Source organism: Vibrio aquaticus, from assembly GCF_003970385.1.
Lineage (GTDB): Bacteria > Pseudomonadota > Gammaproteobacteria > Enterobacterales > Vibrionaceae > Vibrio > Vibrio aquaticus.
This window is the reverse complement of record NZ_RXZH01000015.1, coordinates 13,541-30,105: the sequence shown is the minus strand read 5'-3', so window position 1 is coordinate 30,105 and position 16,565 is coordinate 13,541. Positions and strand designations below refer to the sequence as shown.

The window sequence follows — 16,565 nt, the reverse complement described above, 5'->3', positions numbered from 1 at the left end:
TGTCTAAAGAAAAATTTGAACGTACTAAACCGCACGTTAACGTTGGTACTATCGGCCACGTTGACCACGGTAAAACAACTCTAACTGCTGCTATCTGTACTACACTTGCAAAAGTGTACGGCGGTGTTGCGAAAGACTTCGCATCTATCGATAACGCTCCAGAAGAGCGTGAGCGCGGTATCACAATCGCTACTTCTCACGTAGAGTACGACACTCCATCACGTCACTACGCACACGTAGACTGTCCAGGACACGCGGATTATGTTAAGAACATGATCACAGGTGCTGCACAGATGGACGGTGGTATCCTAGTTGTTGCTGCAACAGATGGTCCAATGCCACAAACTCGTGAGCACATCCTACTAGGCCGTCAGGTTGGTATCCCTTACATCATCGTATTCATGAACAAATGTGACATGGTTGATGATGAAGAGCTTCTAGAGCTAGTAGAAATGGAAGTTCGTGAACTTCTTTCTGAGTACGATTTCCCAGGTGATGACCTACCAGTTATCCAAGGTTCTGCACTAGGCGCACTAAACGGCGAAGAGCAGTGGGAAGCGAAAATCGTTGAGCTTGCTGAAGCACTAGACTCTTACATCCCAGAGCCAGAGCGTGCAGTAGACCAACCATTCCTACTACCAATCGAAGACGTATTCTCAATCCAAGGTCGTGGTACAGTAGTAACTGGCCGTATCGAGCGCGGTATCCTAACTGTAGGTGACGAAGTAGAAATCGTTGGTATCAAAGAAACAACAGTAACTACATGTACTGGTGTTGAAATGTTCCGTAAGCTTCTAGACGAAGGTCGTGCAGGTGAGAACGTTGGTGCACTTCTACGTGGTACTAAGCGTGACGAAGTTGAGCGTGGTCAAGTACTAGCGGCTCCTAAGTCAATCAACCCACACACTAAGTTTGAGTCTGAAGTATACGTACTTTCTAAAGACGAAGGCGGCCGTCACACTCCATTCTTCAAGGGCTACCGTCCACAGTTCTACTTCCGTACTACGGACGTAACTGGTGACATCACTCTTCCAGAAGGCGTAGAAATGGTAATGCCAGGCGACAACGTTCAAATGACTGTTGAACTAATCGCTCCAATCGCTATGGACGAAGGTCTACGTTTCGCAATCCGCGAAGGTGGCCGTACTGTAGGTGCTGGTGTTGTTGCTAAGATCTTCGACTAATTCCTAGGAATTAGCTAAAGACTTCGGAAAATCTATGAATTAGATTTGACGAACCAGTAGCAAAAAGGGCATCATTTGATGCCCTTTTTCTGCACTCAATAAAATGTCTGTTGTTTTCTTATTCAATAGTACATTTAGCAGGAATTTTTGGTCGAGGTGTTGCGTCTTGATCAATAAAAGAGTACGTCAATTTATTTAGATTGACGTTTCATGGATTTGCCCTGCAACAGCGGGGTTGTTGTCGTCTATATTAAGACTTAGACAGGTTGGTTTTATGAAAGCAAATAATGCTGAAACTCCTGAGAGCTCAAATGGCGCAGATATCTTTAAGTGGATTGTCACTTTTGCTCTGTTAGCTGCCGCTGTTGTGGGTAATTACCTGTACGGTGAGATGTCTGTAGTGATTCGCGCTGCAGGTGTTGTTGTACTTATTGCTGCGGCACTTGGTGTTGCTGCTACAACAACGAAAGGTAAAGCTGCGATCGAGTTTGCAAAAGAATCTCGTATGGAAGTACGTAAAGTTGTTTGGCCTACACGCCAAGAAACTATGCAAACAACACTGATCGTTTTAGCTGTAAGTATTGTAATGGCTCTAGTGCTATGGGGAATTGACGGCATTATGGTTCGTCTTGTTGCTCTAGCAACTGGGGTATAGAGGGTTTTAATTCATGAGTGAAGCTCCAAAAAAACGCTGGTATGTGGTTCAAGCCTTCTCTGGATTTGAAGGCCGTGTAGCCCAATCTCTTCGCGAGCATATCAAAATGCACAGCATGGAAGAGCTGTTTGGTGAAGTACTAGTTCCTACTGAAGAAGTAGTTGAAATGCGCGCGGGTCAGCGTCGTAAGTCTGAACGTAAGTTCTTCCCAGGTTACGTCCTTGTTCAGATGATCATGAACGATGAATCATGGCACTTAGTACGCAGTGTGCCGCGTGTCATGGGCTTCATTGGTGGTACCTCTGATCGTCCAGCTCCTATCACTGATAAGGAAGCTGACGCGATTCTTAACCGTCTTGAGAAAGCAAGTGAAGCGCCTCGTCCACGTACTATGTACGAAGCGGGTGAAGTTGTACGTGTTACTGACGGTCCATTCGCTGACTTCAACGGTACTGTTGAAGAAGTGGATTACGATAAGAGCCGCGTGAAAGTGTCTGTATCGATCTTTGGTCGTGCGACACCGGTTGAGCTTGAATTTGGTCAGGTTGAAAAACTTGATTAAAAAAACACCTTAATAGGGTTGTTTAAGGCGCGAATTATGACTATAATTTCGCGCCTTTTTACTTCTGAGGAAGTAAAAAGAATTTACATCAACGGGGAGCTGATCAGCCGATTAGCGCTAGTACCCAAAATTAGGAATAATCATGGCTAAGAAAGTTGAAGCTTACATCAAGCTACAAGTTGCTGCTGGTATGGCGAACCCAAGTCCACCAGTTGGTCCTGCACTAGGTCAACACGGTGTTAACATCATGGAATTCTGTAAAGCGTTCAACGCGAAAACAGAATCTATCGAGAAAGGTCTTCCTACTCCAGTTGTTATCACAGTATACAACGACCGTTCTTTCACGTTCGTAACTAAGACTCCACCTGCTGCTGTTCTTCTTAAGAAAGCTGCTGGCGTTAAGTCTGGTTCAGGTCGTCCAAACACTGAAAAAGTGGGTACTGTAACTGACGCTCAAATCCAAGAAATCGCAGAAACTAAAGCTGCTGATATGACTGGTGCTGACATCGAAGCAATGAAGCGTTCAATCGCTGGTACTGCTCGTTCAATGGGCCTAGTGGTAGAGGGTTAATAAGATGGCTAAACTAACTAAGCGCATGCGCGTTATCCGCGAAAAAGTTGACGTAACTAAAGAATACGAAATCAATGAAGCTGTAGCTCTTCTTCAAGAACTAGCTACTGCTAAATTCGTTGAGTCTGTAGACGTTGCTGTTAACCTTGGCATCGATGCTCGTAAATCTGACCAGAACGTACGTGGTGCAACTGTACTACCTCACGGTACTGGCCGCGACATCCGCGTTGCAGTGTTCACTCAAGGTGCAAACGCTGAAGCAGCTAAAGAAGCTGGCGCAGACATCGTTGGTATGGAAGATCTTGCTGAGCAAGTGAAGAAAGGCGAAATGAACTTTGACGTAGTTGTTGCTTCTCCAGATGCAATGCGCGTTGTAGGTCAACTAGGTACTATCCTAGGTCCTCGCGGTCTAATGCCAAACCCTAAAGTTGGTACTGTAACTCCTAACGTTGCTGAAGCGGTTAAGAACGCTAAAGCTGGTCAGGTTCGTTACCGTAACGACAAGAACGGCATCATCCACACTACAATCGGTAAAGCAAACTTCTCTGCTGAGCAGATCAAAGAGAACCTAGAAGCACTTCTAGTTGCTCTTAAGAAAGCTAAGCCGTCTTCTGCTAAGGGTACATTCCTTCAGAAGGTTAGCATCTCTACTACAATGGGTGCTGGTGTTGCTGTTGATCAGGGTAGCCTGAACACAGTTGCGTAATTAATTTTACGACACACTTATTTACTTAGGTGCAAAGTTTATGTATAATTTTGCGCCTAATATTTGTGGTTGGGGCTGAACTTTGGTTCATTAAATTCGCAAGAATTTAGTCTGAATTATGACCCAGTCTCCGTCCAAGACCGTAGGTGTTTGCTTTTGTAAACTTAATTTTCCTACGTAGATGGTGCCCGAACTGACAGAAAGCTCTATGCAAATAGTTACTTTCTTCTGGGAAGCACCTAAATAACTCTCACTGTCGTGATGATAGTGAGTGGTGTAACGACAACCAGGAGTAAATCCAAGATGGCTTTAAACCTTCAAGACAAAAAAGCAATTGTTGCTGAAGTCAACGAAGCTGCCAGTGGTGCACTTTCTGCAGTTGTAGCTGATTCTCGTGGCGTTGAAGTTGGTGCTATGACTTCACTACGTAAACAGGCTCGTGAAGCTGGTGTTTATGTACGTGTTGTTCGTAACACGCTTATGCGTCGTGCGGTTGAAGGTACTGACTACGAGTGTCTAACTGACACTTTCACTGGTCCTACTCTAATCGCATTCTCTAACGAGCACCCAGGTGCTGCAGCGCGTCTTTTCAAAGACTTCGCTAAAGAGAACAAAGACTTCGAGATCAAAGCTGCTGCATTTGAAGGCGCGCTAACTGACGCTGAAGTACTAGCGACACTACCAACTTACGACGAAGCTATCGCACGCCTAATGATGTGCATGAAAGAAGCTTCTGCAGGCAAGCTGGTACGTACTATCGCTGCACTACGCGACCAAAAAGAAGAAGCTGCGGCTTAAGCCTTGCTTTTCACTGGTTGCTATTTAAACTTATTGTTGATTTAAAAGAGAATTGTTATGTCTATCACTAACGAGCAAATCCTAGACGCAGTTGCAGAAATGTCTGTAATGCAAGTTGTTGAACTAATCGAAGCAATGGAAGAGAAATTCGGTGTTTCTGCTGCTGCTGCTGTTGTAGCTGGCGGCGCTGCTGCAGGCGAAGCTGCTGCTGAGCAAACTGAATTCGACGTAATCCTAGAATCTGCTGGCGGTAACAAAGTTGCTGTAATCAAAGCAGTACGTGGCGCAACTGGCCTAGGTCTTAAAGAAGCTAAAGGTCTTGTAGACTCAGCTCCTGCTGCACTTAAAGAAGGCGTTGACAAAGCTGAAGCTGACGCTCTTAAAGCTCAGCTAGAAGAAGCTGGCGCAACTGTTGCTGTTAAGTAATTATTACTTAAGCTTCTTAGCCTAACGGCTAATGGCTGGTGGTTTTATAACCACCGGCCTTTTTGCGCTGTAGGGGTTGGGTGATTTTTCCGCTGTTTGAGCACCCATATCTCGAGCAAAAAACGTTTCATTAGCTCTTAATGAAACGCAACTACAATCAAACAGATATTCAGTCACTGTCTCATAACGATTGGAGACAGTTTGGGTCACTTATCAGCGAGCTGAGGAACCCCATGGTTTACTCTTATACCGAGAAAAAGCGCATCCGTAAGGACTTTGGTAGTCGTCCACAAGTTTTGGACATTCCATACCTGCTATCGATCCAGCTCGATTCGTTCGAAAAATTCATCGAACAGGATCCTGAGGGTCAATACGGTCTTGAAGCTGCTTTCCGTTCTGTATTCCCGATTCAGAGCTACAACGGCAACTCTGAGCTGCAATACGTTAGCTACCGTCTTGGTGAGCCAGTATTTGATGTTAAAGAATGTCAAATCCGCGGCGTAACGTACTCAAAGCCACTACGCGTAAAACTACGTCTAGTTATTTTTGATAAAGACGCGCCAGCAGGCACCGTTAAAGACATCAAAGAACAAGAAGTCTACATGGGCGAAATTCCGCTTATGACAGACAATGGTACCTTTGTAATCAATGGTACTGAACGAGTTATCGTATCCCAGCTTCATAGAAGCCCTGGCGTATTCTTCGACAGCGATAAGGGTAAGACTCACTCTTCGGGTAAAGTTTTATATAACGCACGTGTTATTCCTTACCGTGGTTCATGGCTTGATTTCGAGTTTGATCCTAAGGATAACCTATACGTACGTATTGACCGCCGTCGTAAGCTTCCAGCATCTATCATTCTTCGCGCACTAGGTAAGACGACAGAAGAGATCCTGGACATCTTCTTCGACAAGATTAACTTCGAAGTGAAAGATCAAACTCTACTTATGGAGCTTGTTCCTGATCGTCTACGTGGTGAAACTGCGTCATTCGATATCGAAGCTAACGGTAAGACTTACGTTGAGACAGGTCGTCGTGTAACTGCACGCCACATCCGTCAACTTGAAAAAGATGGCGTTGAGCAGATCGAAGTACCAGTAGAGTACATCGTAGGCAAAGTTGCATCGAAAGATTACATCAACGAAGCGACTGGCGAGATCATTGTTGGTGCAAACCAAGAAATCAGCCTAGAAGCACTAGCTAACCTTTCACAAGCTGGCCATAAAGCACTAGAAGTTCTATTTACGAACGATCTAGACCACGGTCCATTCATGTCAGACACGCTACGCATCGACAGCACTGTTGATCGTATCTCTGCACTGGTAGAAATCTACCGCATGATGCGCCCTGGTGAGCCGCCAACGAAAGAAGCTGCTGAAGCACTATTCGAAAGCCTATTCTTCTCTGAAGAGCGTTACGATCTATCGACTGTTGGTCGTATGAAGTTCAACAGCTCTATCGAACGTGAAGATGCTCAAGAGCAAGGCACACTTGACGAAACTGATATCGTTGAAGTGATGAAGAAGCTTATCGCTATCCGTAACGGCATCGGTGAAGTGGACGATATCGACCACCTAGGTAACCGTCGTATCCGTTCTGTTGGCGAAATGGCAGAAAACCAATTCCGCGTTGGTCTAGTACGTGTTGAACGTGCTGTTAAAGAACGCCTAAGCCTTGGTGACCTTGATGCAATCATGCCTCAAGATCTAATCAATGCTAAGCCGATCTCTGCTGCGGTTAAAGAATTCTTTGGCTCTTCACAGCTTTCACAGTTCATGGACCAAAACAACCCGTTATCAGAAGTAACGCACAAGCGTCGTATTTCTGCATTGGGTCCTGGCGGTCTAACTCGTGAACGTGCTGGCTTCGAAGTACGTGACGTACACGTAACTCACTACGGTCGTCTATGTCCTATCGAAACGCCTGAAGGTCCAAACATCGGTCTGATCAACTCTCTATCTGCGTTTGCGCGTTGTAACGAGTACGGTTTCCTAGAGACTCCATACCGTCGCGTTGTAGATGGCGTAGTAACAGACGAAGTAGATTACCTATCTGCTATTCAGGAAGGTCAGTATGTTATCGCTCAGGCGAACACTGTTCTTACTGAAGAAGGCACATTTGCTGAAGAGCTAATCACAGCTCGTCAGAAAGGTGAATCTGGCCTACACCCACGCGAACATGTTGACTACATGGACGTTGCAACTAACCAGGTTGTATCTATCGCTGCATCGCTTATCCCGTTCCTAGAACACGATGATGCGAACCGTGCATTGATGGGTGCCAACATGCAACGTCAGGCCGTTCCAACACTTAAGGCTGATAAGCCTCTAGTTGGTACTGGTATCGAGCGTAACATCGCAGTTGACTCTGGTGTTACAGCGGTAGCGAAACGTGGTGGTGTAATCCAGTCTGTAGATGCTTCTCGTATCGTTGTTAAAGTGAACGAAGACGAGCTGATCCCTGGTGAAGCAGGTATCGATATCTACAACCTAACTAAATACACTCGTTCGAACCAAAACACGTGTATCAACCAGCGTCCATGTGTGATGCCGGGTGAACCAGTAGCACGTGGCGACGTTCTTGCTGATGGTCCTTCAACAGACCTTGGTGAGCTAGCGCTTGGTCAGAACATGCGTATCGCATTCATGCCTTGGAACGGTTACAACTTCGAAGACTCGATCTTAGTATCTGAGCGCGTAGTTCAAGAAGACCGTTTCACGACTATCCACATCCAAGAGCTATCTTGTGTGGCGCGTGATACTAAGCTTGGTGCTGAAGAAATCACAGCTGACATTCCAAACGTAGGTGAGTCTGCTCTGTCTAAACTAGACGAGTCAGGTATCGTTTACATCGGTGCGGAAGTGAAAGGCGGTGACATCCTTGTAGGTAAAGTAACGCCTAAAGGTGAAACTCAGCTAACTCCTGAAGAGAAGCTACTACGTGCTATCTTCGGTGAGAAAGCGTCAGACGTTAAAGACACGTCTCTACGCGTACCAAACTCTGTATCAGGTACGATCATCGATGTTCAAGTATTTACTCGTGACGGTGTTGAAAAAGACAAACGTGCACTTGAAATTGAACAGATGCAGCTTAAAGAAGCGAAGAAAGACCTTACTGAAGAATTCCAGATTCTTGAGGGTGGCCTTCTAAACCGTGTTAAAGCTGTACTAATCGACGGTGGTTACACTGAAGCGAAGCTAGACTCTATCGACCGTAAGAAGTGGTTAGAACTAACGCTTGAAGACGATGCGCAACAGTCACAGCTTGAGCAACTTGCTGAGCAGTGGGATGAGCTAAAAGCTGACTTCGATAAGAAGTTTGAAACTAAGCGTCGTAAGATCACACAAGGTGATGATCTAGCACCTGGCGTACTGAAGATCGTTAAGGTTTACCTAGCGGTTAAACGTCGTATCCAGCCTGGTGATAAGATGGCGGGTCGTCACGGTAACAAGGGTGTAATCTCTAAGATCAACCCTGTTGAAGACATGCCTTACGATGAGAAAGGTCAGCCGGTAGACATCGTACTAAACCCACTGGGTGTACCATCGCGTATGAACATCGGTCAGATCCTAGAAGTACACTTAGGTCTGGCAGCGAAAGGCATCGGTGACAAGATCAACCAGATGGTGAAAGAGCAGCAAGAGCTAGCTAAGTTCCGTGACTTCCTACAGAAGGTTTACGATCTTGGTGATACTCGTCAGAAAGTAGACATCGCGTCTCTATCTGATGACGAAGTTCGTACGCTGATCAAGAACCTACGTGGTGGTCTACCGATCGCAACGCCAGTATTTGACGGTGCAAACGAATCTTCAATCAAAGAGCTTCTAAAACTAGGTGACCTACCAGAATCTGGTCAGCTAACGCTGTTTGATGGTCGCACAGGTGATGCGTTTGAGCGTCCTGTAACTGTTGGTTACATGTACATGCTGAAACTGAACCACCTTGTTGATGACAAGATGCACGCTCGTTCAACTGGTTCGTACAGCCTAGTAACTCAGCAACCACTTGGTGGTAAAGCTCAGTTCGGTGGTCAGCGTTTCGGTGAGATGGAAGTATGGGCACTAGAAGCATACGGTGCTGCTTACACGCTTCAAGAAATGCTAACAGTCAAGTCGGATGACGTTAACGGCCGTACTAAGATGTACAAGAACATCGTAGATGGTAACCACAGCATGGAACCTGGCATGCCAGAATCGTTCAACGTACTGTTGAAAGAGATCCGCTCGCTAGGTATCAACATCGAGCTAGAAGACGAAGAGTAATCCCTTCTTTCTTAATTGAGAAAAGCGATTATTTGGTAGAAGGTGCTCACTTTTGCGGGTGAGCTCCTTTTAACTCCTTACAGGAGCTGATTGTGAAAGACTTATTAAACTTTCTAAAAGCGCAGCATAAGACCGAAGAATTTGATGCAATCAAAATCGGTCTATCTTCACCGGACATGATCCGTTCATGGTCTTTCGGTGAAGTTAAGAAACCTGAAACGATCAACTATCGTACGTTCAAGCCTGAGCGTGATGGTCTGTTCTGTGCGCGTATTTTTGGTCCAGTAAAAGACTACGAATGTCTTTGTGGCAAATATAAGCGTCTGAAACACCGTGGTGTTATCTGTGAGAAGTGTGGCGTTGAAGTTACACAGACTAAAGTTCGTCGTGACCGTATGGGCCACATCGAGCTTGCTTCACCAGTTGCTCACATCTGGTTCCTAAAATCACTACCGTCTCGCATCGGTCTACTAATGGATATCCCTCTACGTGATATCGAACGTGTTCTTTACTTCGAAATGTACGTAGTAACTGAACCGGGTATGACTGATCTAGAAAAATCTCAGATGCTTACTGAAGAAGAGTATCTGGATCGTCTAGAAGAGTGGGGTGATGAATTCACGGCTAAGATGGGTGCGGAAGCGATCAAAGACCTACTTGCGTCTATGGATCTGCCTGCTGAAATCGAAGAAATGCGTGAAGAGCTTCAGTCTACTAACTCAGAGACTAAGCGTAAGAAAATCACTAAGCGTCTGAAGCTTGTTGAAGCGTTCGTTCAATCTGGCAACAACCCAGAGTGGATGATCCTAACTGTGCTTCCGGTACTTCCGCCAGATCTACGTCCTCTAGTACCACTAGACGGCGGTCGCTTCGCGACTTCTGATCTGAACGACCTATACCGTCGCGTAATCAACCGTAACAACCGTTTGAAGCGTCTTCTAGAGCTAGCTGCTCCGGACATCATCGTACGTAACGAAAAACGTATGCTGCAAGAGTCTGTTGATGCACTTCTAGATAACGGTCGTCGCGGTCGTGCGATCACTGGTTCGAACAAACGTCCTCTGAAATCTCTTGCTGATATGATCAAGGGTAAACAAGGTCGTTTCCGTCAGAACCTTCTAGGTAAGCGTGTAGACTACTCTGGCCGTTCTGTAATCACAGTAGGTCCATACCTTCGTTTGCACCAGTGTGGTCTTCCTAAGAAGATGGCACTTGAGCTATTCAAACCATTCATCTACAGCAAGCTAGAGACTCGTGGCCTGGCGACGACAATCAAAGCTGCTAAGAAGATGGTAGAGCGCGAAGAAGCGATCGTTTGGGATATCCTAGACGAAGTAATCCGCGAACACCCAGTACTATTGAACCGTGCACCTACACTTCACCGTCTAGGTATCCAGGCGTTCGAACCAGTACTAATCGAAGGTAAAGCGATTCAGCTTCACCCACTAGTGTGTGCGGCATACAACGCCGACTTCGATGGTGACCAAATGGCGGTTCACGTGCCTCTAACTCTAGAAGCACAGCTTGAAGCTCGTACTCTGATGATGTCGACAAACAACATTCTGTCGCCAGCGTCAGGTGATCCGATCATCGTACCTTCTCAGGACGTTGTATTGGGTCTGTACTACATGACTCGTGACAAGATCAACGTGAAAGGCGAAGGTATGTACCTTTCTGGCCCAGCTGAGGCAGAGAAAGCGTACCGTACTAAAGAAGCTGAACTGCACGCTCGCGTAAAAGTTCGTATCACTGAGACTGTTAAAGACGAAGATGGTAATAGCACTACAGAGACTAAGATGGTTGATACAACTATCGGTCGTGCAATGCTATGGCAAATTGTACCGGAAGGTCTACCGTACAGCATCGTTAACCAAAAGCTAGGTAAGAAGCAAATCTCTAACCTACTTAACGAAGCGTACCGTAAGCTAGGTCTTAAAGACACGGTAATCTTTGCTGACCAAATCATGTACACAGGTTTCGCTTACGCGGCACTTTCTGGTGTATCTGTTGGTATCGACGACATGGTTGTACCTGCAGCTAAGTACACTGAGATCGAAGAAGCGGAAGCAGAAGTTCGCGAAATCCAGGAACAGTACCAATCTGGTCTTGTTACTGCGGGTGAGCGCTACAACAAAGTGATCGATATTTGGGCATCGACCAACGATCGCGTAGCGAAAGCGATGATGGAAAACCTTTCATCTGAAACGGTAGTTAACCGTGAAGGTGATGAGGAACAGCAAGAGTCATTCAACAGCATCTACATGATGGCCGACTCAGGCGCACGTGGTTCTGCAGCTCAGATTCGTCAGCTTGCAGGTATGCGTGGTCTGATGGCACGTCCAGATGGCTCAATCATCGAAACGCCGATCACGGCGAACTTTAAAGAAGGTCTAAACGTACTTCAGTACTTTATCTCAACGCACGGTGCTCGTAAGGGTCTTGCGGATACGGCACTGAAAACAGCGAACTCGGGTTACCTAACTCGTCGTCTAGTAGACGTTGCTCAAGACGTTGTAGTACACGAACATGACTGTGGCACCCACGAAGGTGTTGACATGATGCCGCACATCGAAGGTGGTGACGTTAAAGTTGCACTTTCTGAGCTGGCACTAGGTCGTGTAGTAGCAGAAGACGTTCTTAAGCCAGGTACTGATGAAGTCCTGATTCCACGTAATACTCTAATCGATGAGAAGTGGTGTCAGATCATGGAAGAGAACTCAGTAGACAGCATGAAAGTGCGCTCTGTAGTTACCTGTGATGCAGACTTCGGTTGTTGTGCACAGTGTTACGGTCGTGACCTAGCACGTGGTCACCTAGTGAACCAAGGTGAAGCAGTTGGTGTAATCGCTGCTCAGTCTATCGGTGAGCCGGGTACACAGCTTACGATGCGTACGTTCCACATCGGTGGTGCGGCATCTACTGCAGCAGCAGAGAACAGCATCCAAGCTAAGACAACCGGTACGGTTAAGCTACACAACGCTAAGTTTGTAACGAACAAAGACGGTAAGCTTGTAATCACTTCTCGTGCATCTGAACTAACCATCATCGATGAGTTCGGTCGTACGAAAGAGAAACACAAACTTCCTTACGGTTCTCTACTAAGCAAAGGCGACAACGATGCAGTAACTGCTGGTGATACAGTAGCTAACTGGGAAGCGCACACAATGCCAATCATCACTGAAGTGGCAGGTCGCATCCAATTCGTTGACATGATCGACGGTGTAACAGTTTCTCGTCAAACAGATGATCTAACTGGTCTTTCTTCTTCTGAAGTTACAGATGCAGCGGCTCGTCCAGCGGCAGGTAAAGATATGCGTCCAGCTATCAAACTTGTTGATGAGCAAGGTAACGACGTAATGATCCCTGGTACTGAAATGCCAGCTCACTACTTCCTACCTGGTAAAGCTATCGTTAACATCGAAGACGGCGCTGAAGTAGGCGTGGGTGATACACTTTCTCGTATCCCTCAAAAATCTGGCGGTAACAAAGATATCACCGGTGGTCTACCACGCGTAGCAGACCTATTTGAAGCACGTAAGCCGAAAGAGCCTGCGATTCTTGCTGAGCACACAGGTACTGTGTCTTTCGGTAAAGAAACGAAAGGTAAACGTCGTCTAGTAATCACTCGTGAAGGCGGTGACGCTTACGAAGAGATGATTCCTAAGCATCGTCAGCTTAACGTATTCGAAGGCGAGAAAGTTGAACGTGGTGATGTGATCGCAGATGGTCCAGAAACTCCACACGACATTCTACGTCTACGTGGCATCCACGCTGTGACTCAATACATCGCGAACGAAGTTCAAGAAGTATACCGTCTCCAAGGCGTAAAGATTAACGATAAGCACATTGAGACTATCGTTCGTCAGATGCTACGTAAGTGTACAATCACTCACGCTGGTGACTCTACAGAGTTCCTAGTGGGCGAGCAGGTTGAATACGCGAACGTTAAGATCGCTAACCGTGCACTAGAAGCTGAAGGCAAAGAGCTAGTTCGCTTTGAACGTGACCTTCTAGGTATCACGAAAGCGTCTCTTGCTACTGAGTCGTTCATCTCTGCAGCATCGTTCCAGGAAACAACTCGCGTACTAACAGAAGCAGCCGTTTCTGGTAAGCGTGATGAGTTACGTGGTCTGAAAGAAAACGTAATTGTTGGTCGTCTAATCCCAGCAGGTACAGGTTTCGCTTACCACCAAGAGCGTCAAGCTAAGCGTGTAGAAGAGCAAGAAGGTCCTTCAGCTGAACAAGCGACTGACAACCTTGCAGCACTACTTAACGCAGGCTTCTCTGCAGACGAGTAATCGCTAGCTAAGAAATGATAAAAGGCACCTTCGGGTGCCTTTTTTGTTTTTGGCGAAAGGGAATTTGTCATTCCATAGAGTGACGAAGGAGCGAGTAGGGAATCTCTGTTTATTTTCGACTCGATTTAAGAGATCCCTAACTCGGTCGTCCCTCCCTCTCAGGGATGACGGTATTAAAGCAAAGGTCAGGAATCTCTGTTTGCTTTTGACTTGCTTTAAGAAGCCCCACCGTTCTAAAAACGCAAAAGGGTTGACGCATACACGTCAACCCTCAAGATTAAATCTCGCTTCTCGCTTCTCGCTTCTCGCTTCTCGCTTTATGCGCCTGGCGGAATAGCTAGGCTATCGGCAATCAGTTGAATTAAGTTATCTTCTACTTCAAAGCGCACTTCGAGTAGCTCACCCACTTTCGACATATCGACTTCAAAGTTCGGAAGTTCGTCATCCGCAGTCACTTTGACGTATTTGTCATTAAACTCGAGAAGAGGTTCGGTGGTGAGGATAATCTTAGCGTAAGCCCCATCAATATCGTCATTGGTTTTAAAGCCAGTGGCTTGCCACTTCTCCATCACCATATCGTAGATCTTGAAATGCCCTTCGGAGATGTAGTCAACGACATGGTCGCAAAATGAGCTAATTTCTTTTGGGGAGGGAAGTTCGACAACGTTGGCATGCCCGTTGGCAGGTTGAAGGGATCCTAGCTTACAATATTCAACGATGAGTGACTGACGGGTTTCAAGCCAGTGATCAATAACTTCACTTGAGCCACCCCATTGTTCTTGCGTCTGTTTAAATTTATTTAGCATGACCACATCCTCATGATCGGGTCACTTCTTGGGTGACCATTAAGCTTTGAGCTTAAAGCAACTACAGAAATACAAGCTCTTGTCCTTACAAGAATTTATAGCGCTAAAATTGTCTGACTACAAACTCTGGTATGAATTTAGATTGCCAGTAAAATAGACGAACTGCAAGTAAGAGGAGGTGGAATGTTAAATAAAAGTGACACAAACCGTACGCAAAATTGTTATTGGTGCGTTGTATCAGGAAGTGACGTGTGGTTGGTGGATAATACAATTCCATTCGGTACTGCTCAGGATTTCTCTCTGCCTTCGGCCTCTGCGATAGAAATTGGTCGCTATGAAAATACTCCCGTCTTGTGGCTAAATAGCGATGACCTAGAAGTGAATCTTGAACTGGTCTCGTTACGTGATTGCCTCGAGTTTCCTAGTGAGTTATTCCTTTTGCTGAGTAAGGCGGTCCAATACAGTTATATGACTCAGAGCATGCGTTTTTGCCCACTGTGTGGCGGTCGAAACCACCTCAATCATAATCAACTCGCGATGCAATGTGGCGATTGCCGTACCTTGCACTATCCCCGTATTTTTCCGTGCATCATCGTTGCGGTACGCAAACAAGGTCAAATATTATTGGCTCAGCACCCAAGGCACCGTAACGGTATGTACACCGTAATCGCTGGGTTCCTTGAGGTTGGTGAAACATTAGAGCAGTGCGTCGCGCGTGAAGTGAAAGAGGAAACGGGCGTAGATGTGAAAAACATTCAATACTTTGGAAGTCAGCCTTGGGCATTTCCATCAAGTATGATGATGGGCTTTGTCGCTGAGTATGAGTCAGGAATACTAAAACCAGATTACAGCGAGCTGAGTGATGCGAAATGGTTCGACTTCGATGCGCTTCCTCCTGTGGCTCCTAAGGGGACGATTGCGCGTGAGTTGATTGAATTTACGTGTGACCAATAAAATGCATCTTATTGAAATTTAGACAAAAAAAACCCTCCAGAAGGAGGGGGTAAGTAAGATGTCGTTATGAGATGCCAAGCACTGAGTGCTCGGTTTATAATTGTAGTTTTCGCTAGCAAACAAATTTTTAACACTGTTATTAATTGGGTGCAAATTAAGCACTGATTTAAAAGTTAATAACTTGATCTAGGTTGCAAAGCACACAGCTTTTGAGAGCCAAACAGTGTTAGAATAGCCGCAACAAAACTAAGCCTAACAATCGGAAAAACGGAATGACTGAATTAAAGAACGACCGCTATCTTCGTGCGCTATTAAAAGAGCCGGTAGATTACACTCCAGTATGGATGATGCGTCAGGCAGGTCGATACCTTCCAGAATACAAAGCGACTCGCGCTGAAGCGGGTGACTTCATGTCTCTGTGTAAAAACGCAGAGCTTGCATCTGAAGTAACGCTTCAACCATTACGCCGTTTTCCTCTTGATGCTGCGATCCTGTTTTCAGATATCCTAACTATTCCAGATGCAATGGGTCTTGAGCTGCGTTTTGCAGCGGGTGAAGGCCCTGTGTTTGATAAGCCAATCACATGTAAAGCAGACGTAGAAAAGATTGGTCTGCCAGATCCTGAAGGTGAGCTTCAGTACGTGATGAACGCTGTTCGTCAGATCCGTAAAGATTTGAATGGTGATGTACCACTGATTGGTTTCTCTGGTAGCCCATGGACTCTTGCGACATACATGGTTGAAGGTGGCAGCTCGAAAGCGTTCACTAAGATCAAAAAGATGATGTACGCAGAGCCACAAACTCTGCACCTACTGCTTGATAAGCTAGCAGACAGCGTGATCGAATACCTAAACGCTCAGATCAAAGCAGGTGCACAATCTGTGATGGTATTTGATACTTGGGGCGGTGTACTGACTCCACGCGACTACAACCTATTCTCGCTACAGTACATGCACAAAATTGTAGACGGCTTAATCCGTGAAAATGATGGTCGCCGTGTTCCAGTTACTCTGTTCACTAAGAATGGTGGTATGTGGCTAGAGCAAATCGCAGCAACAGGTTGTGATGCAGTTGGTCTAGACTGGACAATCAACATCCAAGACGCTGTGAAGCGCGTGGGTGATAAAGTTGCACTGCAAGGCAACATGGACCCATCAATGCTTTACGCTTCACCAGAGCGTATCCGTGAAGAGGTTTCGACTATCCTTGAAGGCTTTGGTGATGCAGGCACAGGCCATGTGTTCAACCTTGGTCACGGTATCCACTTGGATGTACCGCCAGAAAATGCGGGTGTATTTGTTGAAGCGGTTCATGAGTTATCTAAGCCGTACCACAAATAAGTA

12 protein-coding genes are annotated in these 16,565 nt (G+C 46.0%); 11 read left to right on the top strand and 1 reads right to left on the bottom strand.

Features of this window, described 5'->3' with window-relative positions; all coding sequences use genetic code 11:
* The 9 genes from tuf to rpoC all read left to right on the top strand — a co-directional run.
* On the top strand, positions 1-1,184 hold a 1,184-nt coding region (gene tuf, locus EJ063_RS19200; protein WP_126575908.1), incomplete at its 5' end, for an elongation factor Tu.
* Between the two features lie 274 nt (positions 1,185-1,458).
* The gene (gene secE, locus EJ063_RS19195; RefSeq protein WP_004415886.1) at positions 1,459-1,839 is read left to right on the top strand and encodes a preprotein translocase subunit SecE; all 381 of its coding nucleotides are present in this window, start codon (positions 1,459-1,461) and stop codon (positions 1,837-1,839) included.
* Between the two features lie 13 nt (positions 1,840-1,852).
* Positions 1,853-2,401 carry a transcription termination/antitermination protein NusG gene (nusG, locus tag EJ063_RS19190; RefSeq protein WP_004415884.1) on the top strand — a complete coding sequence of 183 codons (549 nt, stop codon included), beginning with the start codon at positions 1,853-1,855 and terminating at the stop codon, positions 2,399-2,401.
* A gap of 142 nt (positions 2,402-2,543) precedes the next feature.
* Positions 2,544-2,972: a 50S ribosomal protein L11 gene (gene rplK / locus EJ063_RS19185; protein ID WP_008078231.1), complete on the top strand. Its 429-nt coding sequence runs from the start codon at positions 2,544-2,546 to the stop codon at positions 2,970-2,972.
* Positions 2,973-2,976: 4 nt separating this feature from the next.
* Positions 2,977-3,678 carry a 50S ribosomal protein L1 gene (gene rplA, locus EJ063_RS19180; RefSeq protein ID WP_126575907.1) on the top strand — a complete coding sequence of 234 codons (702 nt, stop codon included), beginning with the start codon at positions 2,977-2,979 and terminating at the stop codon, positions 3,676-3,678.
* Between the two features lie 303 nt (positions 3,679-3,981).
* Entirely contained in the window at positions 3,982-4,476 is a 495-nt protein-coding gene (gene rplJ, locus EJ063_RS19175) for a 50S ribosomal protein L10 (protein WP_004415880.1), read from the top strand.
* Between the two features lie 57 nt (positions 4,477-4,533).
* Complete coding sequence (rplL, locus tag EJ063_RS19170) at positions 4,534-4,902, top strand: 50S ribosomal protein L7/L12 (protein ID WP_126575906.1); 369 nt, start codon at positions 4,534-4,536, stop codon at positions 4,900-4,902.
* Positions 4,903-5,135: 233 nt separating this feature from the next.
* Complete coding sequence (gene rpoB / locus EJ063_RS19165) at positions 5,136-9,164, top strand: DNA-directed RNA polymerase subunit beta (protein ID WP_126575905.1); 4,029 nt, start codon at positions 5,136-5,138, stop codon at positions 9,162-9,164.
* Positions 9,165-9,256: 92 nt separating this feature from the next.
* Complete coding sequence (gene rpoC / locus EJ063_RS19160) at positions 9,257-13,462, top strand: DNA-directed RNA polymerase subunit beta' (RefSeq protein ID WP_126575904.1); 4,206 nt, start codon at positions 9,257-9,259, stop codon at positions 13,460-13,462.
* 317 nt (positions 13,463-13,779) lie between these two features.
* Here rpoC and rsd read toward each other — a convergent pair whose 3' ends face one another.
* Positions 13,780-14,268, bottom strand: coding sequence for a sigma D regulator (rsd, locus tag EJ063_RS19155; RefSeq protein ID WP_167469924.1), 489 nt, complete (start codon positions 14,266-14,268; stop codon positions 13,780-13,782).
* A 183-nt stretch (positions 14,269-14,451) separates the two neighbouring features.
* Here rsd and nudC point away from each other — a divergent pair, with 183 nt between their 5' ends.
* Positions 14,452-15,222 (top strand): NAD(+) diphosphatase, encoded by a 771-nt coding sequence (nudC, locus tag EJ063_RS19150; protein WP_126575902.1) that lies wholly within the window; start codon positions 14,452-14,454, stop codon positions 15,220-15,222.
* Between the two features lie 272 nt (positions 15,223-15,494).
* A complete protein-coding gene (hemE, locus tag EJ063_RS19145) occupies positions 15,495-16,562 on the top strand; it encodes a uroporphyrinogen decarboxylase (protein ID WP_126575901.1) in 1,068 nt (355 codons plus the stop codon).
* Positions 16,563-16,565: the final 3 nt, after the last annotated feature.

Bases quoted from the DNA above. Each gene is read 5' to 3' on its own strand.
- rplA (WP_126575907.1), top strand. From the start codon at position 2,977: ATGGCTAAACTAACTAAGCGCATGCGCGTTATCCGCGAAAAAGTTGAC.
- rsd (WP_167469924.1), bottom strand. From the start codon at position 14,268: ATGCTAAATAAATTTAAACAGACGCAAGAACAATGGGGTGGCTCAAGT.
- rpoB (WP_126575905.1), top strand. From the start codon at position 5,136: ATGGTTTACTCTTATACCGAGAAAAAGCGCATCCGTAAGGACTTTGGT.
- secE (WP_004415886.1), top strand. From the start codon at position 1,459: ATGAAAGCAAATAATGCTGAAACTCCTGAGAGCTCAAATGGCGCAGAT.
- hemE (WP_126575901.1), top strand. From the start codon at position 15,495: ATGACTGAATTAAAGAACGACCGCTATCTTCGTGCGCTATTAAAAGAG.
- nusG (WP_004415884.1), top strand. From the start codon at position 1,853: ATGAGTGAAGCTCCAAAAAAACGCTGGTATGTGGTTCAAGCCTTCTCT.
- nudC (WP_126575902.1), top strand. From the start codon at position 14,452: ATGTTAAATAAAAGTGACACAAACCGTACGCAAAATTGTTATTGGTGC.
- rplJ (WP_004415880.1), top strand. From the start codon at position 3,982: ATGGCTTTAAACCTTCAAGACAAAAAAGCAATTGTTGCTGAAGTCAAC.
- rplL (WP_126575906.1), top strand. From the start codon at position 4,534: ATGTCTATCACTAACGAGCAAATCCTAGACGCAGTTGCAGAAATGTCT.
- rplK (WP_008078231.1), top strand. From the start codon at position 2,544: ATGGCTAAGAAAGTTGAAGCTTACATCAAGCTACAAGTTGCTGCTGGT.